This is a genomic window from Prevotella sp. oral taxon 313 (assembly GCF_003043935.1).
GTDB lineage: Bacteria > Bacteroidota > Bacteroidia > Bacteroidales > Bacteroidaceae > Prevotella > Prevotella jejuni.
This window is the reverse complement of record NZ_PYXE01000001.1, coordinates 3,048,684-3,064,278: the sequence shown is the minus strand read 5'-3', so window position 1 is coordinate 3,064,278 and position 15,595 is coordinate 3,048,684. Positions and strand designations below refer to the sequence as shown.

Below are 15,595 nucleotides of genomic sequence, written 5' to 3'. Positions count from 1 at the left end.
TATTTATATAAAGAATAAAGAGAAAAGGTTTTTTACAAAAAACTTTTCATACTGAATGTCAATAAAGCTAACATAGTTTTGTTTTTAGTTGCTGTCACTTTTAACACTTCATGCAACCAGCAGATTATAAACGACTTATAGTACATTGAAGCGTGACAGTAGTGACAGCAACTTTAAAAATTTATTCGGATGGCAACTAACGATTTAAGATGGAAGAGGCAGACTGACCAAGGCTACTACGTACTGCTACCAAATACTCTGTGCCATGCGAAGAATGTTTACTATCGAGGTTCGGGATGTTGGCAAGGACACGACCGAAATGGGAAAGGCTTGTCAGGTTCAGTTGACTGCCATACCGCTGACGAAGAAGACTGAAGATAGAGGCGGCTGTCATATAGGCACCCTTAGTCAAGTCCTTAGGAATGGAAAAGCACTCAAAGAAGAGAGCCTCGGCAGGTGTGCGCTGCTGATACTGCACGTTGTTTGCCATGATTTCTTGGGTGTCAGCCTCATCAAACCAGTATCGTCTACCAGCCACAAGTTCGGCAACAGCCTGCGCATAGAGCTGCTCATAGTCTATATGGTCGGGCAAGCGGATAGGACCAGTCAGCGTAACCGCTATAAAACGACGGCAGCCACTGGGATCGCTAAAGACATCCGAGATATTCGCTGTGGCAATGAAAGAGGCAACACGTGGCAACGTAAGCTGCTGCTTACGATAAGGCTGACGGAGTTTGATACTTGCAAGCTGCATGACATTCTTCAAAAAACCGTCTTGCGTCTTTGCCGACAGGGCATTGAACTCATCAATATTGATAAGCAGCGACTGTGTCATTGCCCTCAGCGTATTCTGCTTCTCACTGATGACAAGGTTGTCATTATATCCCCACTGCAACACTTCGGGCAGCAAACGTTTACAGAAGGTAGACTTTCGATAGCCCTGTCGTGATATGAGTAGCGGTGCCACACTGTTACCATGTGCATTATCCAAGCCCATCCATTGTGCCACCATTGCAAGAAACCACGTGTGAAACCAGTCTGCCCACCGTGCATTGTCATTAGGTACACAGTCAGCCAAAGCCTTGATATGGTCCTTTCCGTCCCATCGCCCTCGCAGGCTTTTGAGGAAGTCGTCCACAGGATTAAAAACCTTGACAAAGTCCGACTCCGTATATCGTCGGATGTCTTTGTCCCACACATCAATCCCATCAAGACGCGCCTTGATAGAGATTGTATTGCGCATCCGTTCATCCGCAGGCACAAAAGGTTCACCACTCCCAGCCTTTCGGATCTCTGCACAGCCCAAGGCCGTATTATATCGCATCTCATACTTCCGTTCGAGATAGTCAAGCAGACGACGGGTTATATCATACTTCAGTCTATTAGACCGTTTGTTATGCTGATTCTCAGCTTTAACACTTCTAAGATTTTTCATATATAATAAGTTGACGAGTTTACGAGTTGACAGGTTTACGAGTTGGGTAATACTTTTCATCATCGAAGAGTTGTAAAAGTTCCCATACCTCTCGTTCTTTCTTCATAGCATGAAACATATTACAGCTATCACCCAAACCCACAGGAAGGGCGACAACCATTGCTGAACGTTGATAGAAAACGGGCACCTTACCAATAGGATAATGCAGGTCCCGTCCCACATGCATACAATCGTGCATAAAGCACACTGCCCAGTCTTTGGGCATGTTAGGAAAATCTGTAAACATAAAAAGAATGATTTAAGAATAAAACAAAAAAGAAGACGGTGCCAGTATGTAGGTTAATCACGTCTACCATACTATCGCCTTCCTAATTTCTGTCTGCAAAGATAATACACAGACATACCCCTTGTCAAGTTTTTCGAGAGTTTTCTTTATCTTTCTTACGAAGTATAGAGTGATAAACTAATGTTCTTACATAGGAAATTTCAGTTAATTCCCTCTTGGACTTCCCCAAGGGCAACCAAATACCACATTCTTTTCCCTGGAAAAGTTCCGAGAAAAGAATATGTTATATTTTTTGCTCAAAACACAGTGATACAGAACACACTTTCGTAAGGTACCAAAGCGATCTGAACTCGACTGTGTGTACTCTCAGAATGGGAGAGTTGTTGATTTCAATATCTCCACCATATAACGCTCTAAGTTTGCTCTATTACATTCAACACAAAAGTACAAACACCAATTCCTGTATGATTCTTTGTCATATTATGCAATGGACTGCGAGATAACCTTGCTGTTTTCAATAAAACTTTTGAACTGAATCAACGATTTCTTCCAATTGCTTTTGTATCTATCAGTTCCTTTATTTTTCCATTTGTATACCGCATTTCACTCGTTACTTGCCACGTTTATTCATCACAATCTCCACTCCGACACTTAAGGATTTGATGGCTGAAGGTAGATGAATATTATCATTACCGTCCTTTTCCAATGCCGCAAGTACATCCCCTTGTCCGTTCTCCGAGAAGTGTTCATATTGCGAGAAATACTTGTAATAGTGATACAATCGTGTTGCCACTTTTTCGAGTTCAGGAATCCTAATCAAGAAGTTTGCAACATCTTTGGTCATAACACTCTTTACCCTCGAAAAACCTTCATATTTCAATTGTTGTTTCGATTGCTTTATTACCGTCAACTCTTCCAGATTATCGTCAAATGTCAGCTGTTCCAAGAAACTATCTTCCATTGTCAACTCCCACAAATGGTCTATAAAAACATCATCAAGTATCTTTCCCGTACTTTTCACTTGATCTCTGTATACCTCTTGGCGCTCCAACATAGAGTTGGCATACTCTATTGTTCTCAGATTAAGTTCCTCGTAAGCTCGTTTCTTGCCAGCACGCTGTATGTATAGGGTGAACAAACAATCGGTAAAGCAACAACGCAACAACAATCCTATCGGTAACTGAAAAAATGAAATCTTTCCAGTTTTCAAGACTTGCGCAGTTAACAGCAGTGATGAATACAGATTTGAGTAGATACGGTATAACAGGAGTAGCTTAACCTTCTCAACCCGTTCCTGTTTACCCTGTGGCTGTTCTTTCCCGTACTTTTGAATCTTCTTCAACAAGGTTAACTCTTCAGCAAACAGTTGTTTTATCTCAGTCACCATCATTATATCTCGTGCAACTATTTAATACAAGAAGTTTATAACACCCCTCTTTTACTTGAATTTGCAATTCTTATTCAGTATCTTTATTATCTTTTTTCCTTTTTTTCGACACGCCCTCACTCATCATCTTCATCAGCTCATTTTCGTCCATTTCATTCATCTGATCGAGTAATTCTTCTGATATTGATGGAAAATCTTTCTTCTCTAGCTTCACACGTTCTTTTGGCGGTGCTGGTGGTTCATTCCTCAATGGTTGTATCTCGTCTATTTCCTCACCCGTCCTATAAGCAGCAGCTCCTGTCAGTCGTGCTATTAACGCATGAGGATGGTTGCCATATTGCTTCTCTCCTACCAGACTCCAGAACAACACCAAACCTTTAGCCTCCATATATTCATCCAGTTTGCTTCGTAATACCAACAACGCATACAGAGGATCACCTGGTATATTTCGATTGATTGCTACAATTTTGCCGTGTGCATCGCGAATAATACCGCGTTCAGCTGTATGCCAGCCAAACATTTCCATCATATCTCTGCATGGCATGTATGCCGTACTCATAAATCGATGATCATCATCAATCCCTTTATAATCCTCCTGTAGTTGGGCTTCGTAAGCCAATTTCATTTCTCCGCCACCTTCATCAAAGATTTCGTCATCCTCGTCCCCTAATTGCAAATAACTATCTGCCCATGGATATTCATTCCATCTGTAATCAATGCTACCACTATGCTCTGGCATCCAACGTCCATAGAAATTCGCGTTCGAAGCCCAAGATCTCAGCTTCTCAAAATTATTTTTATTTGCAAACGCTCCATTGTATAACACAAATTGCTCACGTTTATCATCACCCTTCTCTTCCTTAATGGTACTATAGGCTTGTAAAACAATCCACTCTTTTCCATCGTGATCTTTCAAGCTAAAATACAATGGAGGCATCTGGCACTCATCTTGCAACCACTCTTTGGCAATTTGCTTCATCGTCGATGCTGGTCGTAACACATCAAACAGTTGATGTGACTTCTCCAAAGTCAAATCTTTGTTCGTGAGTGTAGGATCGTAGTAGTCATGCTTTCTGGCATACCAAGGGTAGTTCTTTTCTGCAAATCGTTCACGTGCAGACCTGAGGTTAACCTTCATTTGACAAGTATCGCACAGATAAGTATAGACTCTATACATACCTATCCACTGGTATTTCTTTCCTATACGCTCTACAGAGTTCTCTGCACGATTCTGATATGGCACATCTGAATCATATTTTCCCAACTCATCATTCCATCCAAACTTATGCTTTATCAAATAAGCTATTGCATACTCAATTTTCCTCAAGCTCACGCCTTTTCCGTTGCGGAAGAAGATCCTGGATACGTTGTTACTGTTAGTTCCGATAATGTAACGGCTGAAGTCCCAATGAAACAGCGAACGGGTAATCTGTTTTCCACCATATGTTTCACCAAAATATCCATCAGCCTCGTAGTCATCTTCGGGCATCTCTGCAAAAATATCTTCAGTTACATTATAAGGCGGTTGAGCTTTATTCCATGCATCTATTGTAGGGTCTTGATGATTAGCCAACTCTAGAATCTTAAGTGTCCAATGCCTAACCATCAAGTCTTGTGGCGCTTTTCCTGCTTCTCCGTAATGGTAAGATAAAATTTGTTCTGCAACACCTCTGCTGAAATCAGCTTTGTCAACGCTGACAATTACACCATAAACCGCAGTATATAGGCCTGATAGGATATACGGGTCATTCACAGCATGGAACTTGACTATCATTTCGTTTGTTTTGTCTGCATGCTCTGATAATAGTTCTTTCACTTTCCTCATCATATAAGCCCTTAAATAAGGGAAACTTGTGCTCAGCATCCATATTTCAACCGTCAGCAACGTTTCTATTTCGTGCTGCAAGGTAAGTTGTAGAGGTTCTAAAAGAGCCTGATAATACGCTCCATCGAACAATCCGTTCACATTGGTTGTCCATGCCAAGTCGCGCACAGACATTGTCATATCCATCAACTTAGCATGTACTTTATCCATCAGCCCCGTACTGTACAGTTCAATGTTCTGCAATATAAGTTCAGGTTGGATATAGTCAGGATTGTTTTGAAGGATACTCCCTATAATATCCGAAGTAAGTGTATTCTCTTCATCCCGCTGATTACGTAAAGGCATACTGCTTAACAATAGACTCGTCAGCTTTCCTTTCATGAACTCAGGTTTTTGCCATATAGCTGCAGGTGGGTTCCATACACTCAGAAAGGCTTTTACAAAATTAAGTTTCTTCTGCCAATTTTGATTCGAACTATAATCGGCATCCATTTTATCGTATATTCTAACGAGTGTCTTAAAACGGTCGCCGTCATCACAATTACGGCTCAGCAGACGTTCTGCTTTCAAGTAGTCACCCATCGAATCGAACTCAAAATCTACAAAGTCATCTTTTTCAGTAGTATATTCACGAAGCAGGTTGGCTTCTATACAGTTTCTCAATAGGCTATTTTTCCACGTCCTGAAAGGACAAAGTTTATAAGAACGCTTATAAGCTAATTGCCTTGGCAAGTCATCACATTGGAACTGTTCAAGTGAGCGTTGTGCAACCCACAATATATACTTGCTGGTTATATCCCGTTTTACATCTTCATCCACGCCGTCAGATATTTCATAGTTACGCTTTTCTAAATATCTGTTGTAGATGGGAAGCCTTAATACTTTCTCTCGTTCTTCTTTTGTTTGGCTATAGTAAGTTTCACAAAACATTCTCAGAAATAACGGATTGGTGAATTCCGCTATTATTGTATATGGTGTTTCGTTCGTCTTAATCTCGTATGCCTCGAAATAATCACCGATTGCCTTTTGGCGGTTCTTAAAACCTTCTACCCTCATAGGATGCCAATCGTCTCTCAAGATATCGTTGAGTTGGTCTTCTTTCGAAAGCGTCCTAAGCGATACTATCATCTTCAGATGACTGTAACGGGAAATCTTATTCTTTAGAATTGGCAATTGCTCCATCCAAAAGTGAGTACCCGCTCCTTCATTCAGAGCATCAATGATGATAGTTGCAGTTTTCCCTTCTTCATGTGCAAGTTCATCATTCAGTTCTTTGAGCGGATCACTACTTTTCCACCCCATAACACGTGCTATAGTATTCTCTGGACCTTCCAAGGATGAGAATTCCGAACCTAATAGCATATATATTTGTTGACAATTACTTATTTCAAGAGCTACTCTATAAAGTAAATGAGACTTTCCACACCCAGCAGTACCGCTAACGTGCATGAATTGTCTTTCTTCATATAACGTCTTATTATGAAGCCATGTATATATTTTATTATAAATGGCTTGCAACTCCTTCCTATGGTCAGCATGGAGTTTCCTTTCGCTATCCCTCAAATTAAATAGCTTCTCCATTTCGCCTTTGACCCCATCTGTGATAATTCCATCTTGTAAATAGTTTACAAGTTGAGTGATACTATCAATATATGATAGTCTGACACCAGCCATCTTATCATGCCAAGACTTATACTCATCATGTATGTCAAGCCGTTCCTCTTCAAAGCCATAGCCGCAAAATCGCTGTATTGTCTTTTCTACTTCCTCATTCTCAACATGAACTTTGTCATTATAACGTGTTTTGAGCATGTCGGCAGTGTGCTCTCGTATGTGGTTATAACTCCTTCTCAGACCATACGGGGTGTTATCATATAAATCGTCATTCTCCTCAATTCTGATTTCTGTTTCCTTTTCAACCAGTTCTTTAATGACTGCGATGGAAAGATAGCCTAACGAAGAGTAGAGTTGGTCTGTTTCTATACCTATAACCATTCCGAAATCATTAATCACTGGCGATCCTGAAAAACCTTCATAGCTATTGAAGCCAAAACTATCAGTTCTTACAACCATTCGGTCAAAGCCCCCTTTAAGGTCTGCTTTCTCCCGACTATTTTTCACAGTCACCCCGAAATAATCCACGCCGTTTCCCAGTTCTCTCGGATACCCGACTATCAACAAATCAATACTCTCTTTAAACTTACTGGCTAGTAATGGCAGTACATACTCATTAGGGCATATATAGTCAACACATTCCAAAATAGCGACATCAGGTTCGGATTGATGTACAAGTACGCGGCAAACCTTGTACTCCTCTTCCACAACCACTGCAACCATTGCCTCTTTGTCTAAAATATACTCAGCTATTACATGACCTGCTGTTAATAGGTGTGTTGGCGTTACAAAGAAAGCGGTGCCACTTACATAGCTCCCACAAAATACAGGGACTACACCCTTGTCTCCGTAATTGTCAATATTCAAATTCATATGTATTGTCTGTATTCAACTGTGTATGATGATTATTAAGCAATTGTATTGCCTTTTCTTTATTCAGTTCTTTCCAAAGGTTGATTCCTTTCTCATGGTTATAATGAATCACCCGTTGTTCTATTCCCTCTGCCAGCGGTTTCATAGCTATTTTTGCAACAGTTTCAAAATCTGGTCCTTCATTATCTTTTCCGCCTGTAAAAAAGTAATGAGCTGAATCAACTTTAGCATTCAGTTCTATACTAGTATTATGCTTGCTCCCGTGGTGTGACACCTTCACAGCTTCAAACCATATTCCATCATCATCAATGTAATTTAATTCTTTCACGACTTGCGATGATACGGCATCTCCCATCAGAAGAATACGTTTCTTCTCATCACCACCTTCCCAACAGAAAGCGAGTGATGCTTTATTAGAATTGGTAACACCATTTTCCTCTGCTTCTGTTTTTGCGCCCTTATTCAACGTTTCTTTAGTTATAGCCTCTGTACTGGTCTTTCTTGCCAAAGAGGGGCTTTTACGTAGTTCTGCTAACCGTAGCATCAATTCATAGTATTTATCTTGATCCTCAAATGCCTCGTTTGGAGGTGCAGAGCTTAATCTTTTGGCATATTCCAACTTCACATCGTGTAGCAAATCGTCCATCACGTCTTGTGTTGGAGACAGCACTCTCAGTCTTCCCCATTTTTCTTTATTACCAAGCGGTATCGTTTCCCCTGCCAATATCGAAGTTTGTCTCCATACGGCTTTCCATTGCGGATGCTTATTTAACTCTGTGATTAAACATGCCGCATCCATTCCATTCGTTTTTTGAAATGCTTCATTTACCGTCGGCGGCAACAATTCAGCCACTGCCTGCAGTTTTGCTACAGTTTGAGGGGGCAAAGTCTGAGGTTGTTTCGTTTGCGGCTGGAAACCGTTGAATAGAATCATACCTATTTGCATATCTGCAAAATCAGGGTTACGCATTAGCTTGGTTATACCATTTGCATGGTCACTGTCAATATGAGTAACTATGAGTACATCTATATGTTTATAAAGTTCATCACGTATATAAGTTTTTATCTCATCTGTCAATACATTGCAGTCCATCATAATATGAAAACAGTTGCCATCCGTCTCATCTTTTATTACGAGAAAGATACAGTCACCAGCTCCAGATTCAAAGGTTTTTATTATTGCTTTCATCTCCTATTCGTATTGCTTTTTTACTCCTATACATTTCACACATCTCCATTAGCAGCTTTAACCTCTCCAACCTCTCTATCTTTAGGTTCCCATTGTTATACAACTCCTCCTCAAGATAGTGTTTCGTTGTTTTCTTATCATCTCGTACCATGAAATCCATTAGCTCATTACATTTTATCAACCACAGATCATTCTAAATCATATTCCGAGCGTCCTAACTACTGAGATTCCGCACCTTCTCCTAAGTTACCCTTCCATCAGCCACTTCCACACCGGCACCACAGATATTTCCTTTTCTGTGTCCTCCTCATCATACGTAATCAGCAGGCATTTCCAGTCTTCATGCGCCTTGGCATACTTCACTAATGGCGACACTTCCCTATTGTAAGTAGTCTCATCCTTGATGCTGTAAGACACTTGTATAGCCAACTTCTCGTCGGGTACAATGAAGTCTATCTCCTTCTCCGCATTCAGGTAAAACACATTCTTTTTGCCATACCGCCTACACAGTTCCACCGCCACCATATTCTCCAATAGCGATGTCTCTGAATTCATCAGGAACAGGTTCAGTAAACCGTTATCAACAAAGTAGTACTTCTTCTGCGTCTCCTTCTCAGTCAGTTTCCCTATCTCATTCTCCATGGGCAATATCAGCCAACTGTCAGCGGCATGATCCGCATAGTCTATCGTAGTGGGCACACTGATGGGCGATCCCGTTGCCACTATCACATTCTTCAGCCTGTTATACGACAGCGGTTGCTTTACGCTTTCTGCCATCTTCTTAATCAGAATATTCAACACCCTATCATTCTTAATATTATTTCGGGCACAGATGTCACCCAAGTAGATCTTCTGGTACAAACTCGAAAGCATAGCCCGCTTGTTCTTAAACGAAAGGATCTCTGGCAGACCACCGTAATAGAAGTACTCATTCAGACGTCGCTTCACTTCGCTTCGCTGAATTGTATCATACTCCCAATGCTCCCTCAGTTCCACCTGCTGCGCTGTCAGATACTCTTTGAATGAATATGGGTACGCATCGTAGATAAAGAACCGTCCACCCAACGTAGTTGCCACCTCCTTACTCAGCATCTTCGCATTGCTGCCCGTCACATACACCCTGTATTTCGCATCAGCCAACCTGCGCACGAACTTATCCCAATGTGGAATGTTCTGCACCTCGTCCAAAAATACCACTGGCTTTTTACCATACAGTTCCAAATGGGCTTCCAGCAAAATGTTAAAGTCTTCCGGTTGGAATTCCGCCAAACGTTCATCTTCAAAATCCACAAACAGAATCTCATCCCATCCCTTTCCTGCTACCTGTAGTTGTCGCACACGCTGATACAGCAGATACGACTTACCCGCACGTCTCACACCCACTATCACATAATTGCCATTCTCTTCAAAGTCTATGGGACGTTCCACAAGTACCGCCTCATCCACCTCACGCTGCTTACTAATCAGGCACTGTTTGATGACATCTTTACTAATACTCATATAAATTACATTTAATAAGAAACATGTGTTCTTATAAAGTTCGGTTTACAAAGTTATATATTATTTATAAGACAAACTTTATAAACTCTGACTTTTTACGCTTTTTTTATCACAAGTCGGCGGATTCAACAAGCAAGTGTATATTTTAGATAATCTTTTCATAAAGTATTGCGGAGGTGATGCAAACTTCATTTTTCTTGTTCTTTGGGTATTTGGAGCGAGGTCGTCTAACATCTGATTATCAATAACTCTTGTAAGCTCTACCCTCTCACACCCCTTTATTTACTGAACATCAAAGTATATAAAGAGCTAAGATAGAGACTCCAAAATCCATACTTACCTTACATGGGCTATCCATACTACAAAGAGTTTCTATTTAAGGAACTACAATACTTGTTTATCAGCAGGTAGCTTGAAAAATATAAAACCATCACTCCATATTCTGAAAGACCCAGAAAAGATCTTATATCATCTCCTCCTCTGAGCAAGGTAAAACCTCTCCTATAATAGAGTTTACAACCCACAGAAAATTATTGAACTACAAATAGCCTTAACGAAGGCGGGTGTGCCATAATAGACACACCCGCTTACTTAAAGTTCATATATCGTCTCATCCCCACAGATGTTTCTAATCTTGAGGCGGAGAGGTTTGTTGTCGGAGGTAATTGTACCATCCCAAAAGCTTTTAGTATCAATACCATTCTTACGTACATAACCGAGGCGATCGATAAGGACTTCAGCGTCGCTGTGCCAAGGAGAAGAAGCATCGGCAGAACTACAATCAAGGCTTAGGAACTCTATTGTCTCCAGTCCTTCTTCACTCAAAGAGATAGGCTTAAACGCTTTACCACTCTTCAGCGTTTGTTGCTGCCCCTTAAGATTGAACTCTTCTATCTTCTTATTCACACGGTCGCTAAAGAAACGATTGATGCTTACTTGCCACACTTTGAAAGCCTCACCTTCTGGCTGAATTTCCTTCACATCAAACTCGGCATCATCTTCCACAACAACATTGTCGAGCACATTCTTTAAGTCTCTTAACTCAACATCTATCAACGTGTTGTTCTGCTCTTTAATAAATTGTTTTATTTCCTTTATATCAGTGATATCAATATAATAAACAACTACTTTCTTTGTTTCGTCAGGTAGGTTAGGCATCGCTTCTTTCAGAATACGATTCATCAGTGCTGTATCTAACAAACGAGTACTACTATCCATTAAGTTTGGGAGATAAACTGGCTGCATACCCACCTTCGTATCATGAATGCTCCCAGCCCATAACTTATCGAGCATATCCTCATTGCGAAGTCCTGGGATAAGCCCCTTTAGCTTATCCTTCGTCTGCACAGGATTGCGATAGAGTGAAACACCATCTTTTATCTCCATCACCTCAAACTCTGCTCTTGCCTTACGCAATCGGTCGCGTGTAGTCTCAATGCTGTTAATGCCAATATCGCAATGGATAAACTTGCGCCCTAACTTACTTGCCACTGTAGCCGTTACGCCACTGCCACCAAAGAAATCGGCTACAAGCATACCTTCATTGCTACTGGCTTTGATGATGCGCTCTAATAGGGCTTCTGGCTTTTGGGTGGCATAGCCTACATCTTGAGTATGTACTTTCCCTAAATCAGCAATATCAATCCACCAATCTTCTACAATCTTTCCTTTCTTATCTAATTCTTCTAAAACTGAATCATTTTGTTTACCAGCTAAAGAAGTCTTACCACCTGTTTTTGTGCTCTTCTTAAATCCAATGCGCACACTATCACTATTGAAAACATATTGTTCACTTTTATCATATAAGAAGATTAAATCATGCTTGCGTGGGAAATTATTCTTTTGATTTGTAGGTCCAGTATAACACCATACTATCTCATTTCTGAAATTATCCTCTCCAAATATCTCATCCATAAGAATCTTCACATAATGTCCGATGTGCCAATCCAAATGCACATAGATAGAGGCAGTATCGCTCATAACGGACTTTATTGCCATAAGGTTCTCATACATCCAATTCAGATAGCGTTCCTTATCCCACACATCACCATACATCTTTTCTTCAAAGTTACGCAGTTCTTCGCTATCAATCTCTGTCTCGGCTTGCTTAATAGCTTCTGCCACCTTTGGGTTACGACGAATATAAACCTTCTTGGCATAATCGGCACCACTTGCAAAAGGTGGGTCAATATAGACAAGGTCTACTTTCACACCCTCCTCTTTAAGATAAGCGCAAGCAGAAAGGCACTCACCACGAAGCACGAGGTTATGATTAGGATTCTTGCCCACTACCTCTTGGCTCTCTACTTCATAGAGTGGCATACCACGCTGAATACGCTCAAACACCTTATCATTATCACGGTAACGAAGAATGCGCTGCGTGCGCACAAAGTTGTCGAGTATTGCTTGTCCTTCGAGGACATTAGGATCATAAGAAATATATTTGATTGCCATGATTAAATCTTTTACTTGAAAAATTGATTGATAGCGTTGATAGTCCTCTCATCTTGTTCAGCTGGTGTCATCGTGTCTTCGATATACAAGAAACTAAATCGATTATAACCAAAGTGCTCGTTATTGAGTTTCACGAACTCTTCTTCCATAAACTGCCTACGTTCAGCAAACTTAGCAGCAAAGCCTTCGCCTTTCGTCTCGATGATAAGTATTTGTTTGATAGCCCCTTGATTATCTCTGCTAATCACTAAGAAGTCGGGTGTGTAATTACCGAGCAGCCCCCAGTTCTTACCAGACTTCTTATAGCAACGTATTTTGAAATCGGTCAGGTTATCATCGCCATTGAAATAGAACTCGAGTTGCTTATCACGTATGATAGCTTGAAGAGAGTCTGAAAAATAACCAATCTCAAAGCTACTGTCGAACCTATAAGGTAGATAATGATAAGTCTTGTCATTGATGTTGCTATCTGTTGACTCGTAACTATCGGGGCTATCCAATAATGCTTGTATAGTCTGTTCTTGATTACCTAATGTTTTAAGCGTATCAATAGTTGTTTGTATTGCTGCCCTTAGACGTTTCTTCCCTTTATCAGCATCAATTATCTTTAATACTTGCTCTTGGTTTGGGAAATATTTAGAAGTATCATTCACTTCTATTGCTGATTTGAAGTTCTTAATCTGAAGCAGTTCAGCTGTCTCTGGTATCACTTCTTCTTTCACCTCAATAGAACGATGAGGAACAAAGGCTTTACGCACATTCGCACGCACCTGCTTTTGATTAAACTCTCCTTTAAGGTAGCGAACACCCTCACGAAACTCCGTGATAGTATCAAAGATAGTTTGCAGCGCCGTGGTGTACGTCTTCAAATGAGCGATATGCAAAGTGCGAAAACTCTCTTTACAAATAAGATGTAGCCAGCTATTAAATGTAATAGCCTTGTCACTTTCATCATCCTGCAACAGTTCTGTTGATTTACCTTCTATCTCTCCTTTTAGATTCTGTTGTTGGATTAGTTGTAAGCCACTGGTGGAATAAAAATCCTCTCTTTGCAGTTCTTTTGCAGTATTCAACTCATCCTCTAACACTAATGTCAGATAAGACACCTTCAGTTGGAAGAAGTCAATTGGAGGCACACACAATTTCTCCATTCGAGAGAAACGTTGCAAGGTGTACCGTTTGGCATTTCCTCCTTTGTTAAGCTCTTCAATAGACGTGTTTTGTTGCTTGTCTAATTCCCTATTCAGTGTCTTAGCGTTATCCTCATTAAGCCAAATCAAAGCTGTTTCCTTATTATTCTTTACAACCTGACGTAAGCAACGACAAGAAGTCTGTAAAACCATATTCTGTGGACATGCACCTTTTTGTGGTAAGATAACACTGGTCAGGCTCTTACAGTCCCAACCCTCTTTACCTATTTGCGCTAACAACACTATCTTTACCTTTGAGAGATTAGTGTCTAATGAAGCAAACTCAACAGCAGCACTCTCAGGTACGGAATACTCCTTATTCCCACCATGATATTTAAGAATAGCATCAACGGGATTCAAGTCGAACTTACTGATAAGCTCAGCAACGATGGGATAGATATTCTCCTCCAAATTGTCTATACGTCCACAATAGATGGCCAGTTTTGCACATGTACCATTAGAATAAACTAAATTACCATAGGTGTCAAGAAACTCTGTCACGCCTTTGCGAATAATAGTTTCATAACCACCATCTGCCACTTTTATTGTTGGAGACTTCAAGAAATTACCCACACCTTCTATCAGCGGATAATAATAAACAACATTTGAAAGGTTCTTGTTTTTCAATGACAAGTCTAATCCCACCTTCACCGACTCGGCAGTAGAAAGATAAGGAGTACCTGAGAAGCCTAAAACAGAATTAAAGGTTTCTGTTTCAGTCCATTTATTAACAACCTGACGAAGCTTTATGTCACCGTCTGAAGCATGGTGCACCTCATCAATGAAAATAGAGAGATGGGGAATTTTTCCTACAATAGAACGAAGCTCATTAGATATCTCAAACTCTTTCTTTTCCTTATCGCTAAGCAATGATGGGCTTTCATCTTTATCTAATTTGTCAAGAATTACTTTCTCAGCATTGGTCACAGCCACCAGACCACGAACCTCATTTGAGGTCAGATGACTATTTATCTTTTGTGCATTTGGGTTCTTAACAAGATTGCTTTTTTGTGCCGTCTTCTGCGCATCAAGTACCTCAAACTGTATCTCATTCTTTATTTGTGATGCCGTAGGGTTTGGAAGAATCCACGTCAGATCAAAGTCTTGTATATTCTTTATACTTGGGATAATAGAAGACTTCAAGCCTGATGGAGCCAAGATCATAAAGTTATGTGCAAAGGAGGGGTTATCTGGCTCATTTAATGAGAAATACAAGTCAAGATAGATAAACGCAGCCATCAAATACGTCTTACCAGCTCCCATTGGTAAACTAAAGATATAATCAGGATAGGCTACATCATAAAAGAGCTTCTTAAAGACAGCTACATAATCGATAGTATCAGGGTTATCTTCAATGTATTTCTTTAATGCCGGTGCTGAAGCATCCCCTTTCTCATCACTCAGACAAGCGTATTCATAAAGTGAAGCTGCTGCTTTATTAGTCTCCAGAATACGCCTTGCCTTCGTAGTAAGACTCATGTTATCAAGATCAAGAGACAAGAAATCTCCCTCCGTGAAAAGCCTCCACAAAGGTTTATTAGCACATTCTATCTTCAAGAACAAGTAAGTCTTTATAGCATCAATTTGCGCATCACGCATCATCCCTTTGCTTTCAATGTATGAAAGCAAAGACCTGACAGGGCAATCTATACGACCTAACCATTCGTCCCTTTTCCTTTGTATAATTCTATAGAACATTGTCTTAATCTTTAATCATTTTGCTCGTAACCATACGAGTAATTACTGTCCATACTTCACAATCATTGAAGAAGTGAACGGATTTCATGCGTTTTGATGTGCTTCCATAAGTAGGTTCTTAGTCACTAAGCCTACGAGATAGTA

General features: G+C 40.4%; 8 protein-coding genes. All 8 read right to left on the bottom strand.

The genetic code is table 11. The annotated features are described in order from the left end of the window. Positions 1-196 precede the first annotated feature (196 nt). The 8 genes from AXF23_RS11990 to AXF23_RS11950 all read right to left on the bottom strand — a co-directional run bounded on the left by AXF23_RS11990 (position 197) and on the right by AXF23_RS11950 (position 15,451). Complete coding sequence (locus AXF23_RS11990; protein ID WP_107625454.1) at positions 197-1,435, bottom strand: VapE domain-containing protein; 1,239 nt, start codon at positions 1,433-1,435, stop codon at positions 197-199. Between the two features lie 19 nt (positions 1,436-1,454). Next, a complete protein-coding gene (locus AXF23_RS11985) occupies positions 1,455-1,721 on the bottom strand; it encodes a hypothetical protein (RefSeq protein ID WP_146156743.1) in 267 nt (88 codons plus the stop codon). Between the two features lie 610 nt (positions 1,722-2,331). Then, on the bottom strand, positions 2,332-3,111 hold the full coding sequence (locus AXF23_RS11980; RefSeq protein ID WP_107625452.1) for a hypothetical protein: 780 nt from the start codon (positions 3,109-3,111) through the stop codon (positions 2,332-2,334). Positions 3,112-3,178: 67 nt separating this feature from the next. Then, complete coding sequence (locus AXF23_RS11975) at positions 3,179-7,420, bottom strand: serine protease (protein ID WP_107625451.1); 4,242 nt, start codon at positions 7,418-7,420, stop codon at positions 3,179-3,181. After that, positions 7,404-8,609 (bottom strand): ComEC/Rec2 family competence protein, encoded by a 1,206-nt coding sequence (locus tag AXF23_RS11970; RefSeq protein WP_107625450.1) that lies wholly within the window; start codon positions 8,607-8,609, stop codon positions 7,404-7,406. Before AXF23_RS11970 ends, AXF23_RS11975 begins: the two co-directional genes overlap by 17 nt. Positions 8,610-8,855: 246 nt before the next feature. Beyond that, the gene (locus tag AXF23_RS11960) at positions 8,856-10,109 is read right to left on the bottom strand and encodes an ATP-binding protein (RefSeq protein ID WP_107625448.1); all 1,254 of its coding nucleotides are present in this window, start codon (positions 10,107-10,109) and stop codon (positions 8,856-8,858) included. 591 nt (positions 10,110-10,700) lie between these two features. Further along, positions 10,701-12,563, bottom strand: a complete 1,863-nt coding sequence (locus AXF23_RS11955) for a DNA-methyltransferase (protein WP_107625447.1) — start codon at positions 12,561-12,563, stop codon at positions 10,701-10,703. Positions 12,564-12,574: 11 nt separating this feature from the next. Further along, positions 12,575-15,451 (bottom strand): DEAD/DEAH box helicase family protein, encoded by a 2,877-nt coding sequence (locus AXF23_RS11950; RefSeq protein ID WP_107625446.1) that lies wholly within the window; start codon positions 15,449-15,451, stop codon positions 12,575-12,577. Positions 15,452-15,595: the final 144 nt, after the last annotated feature.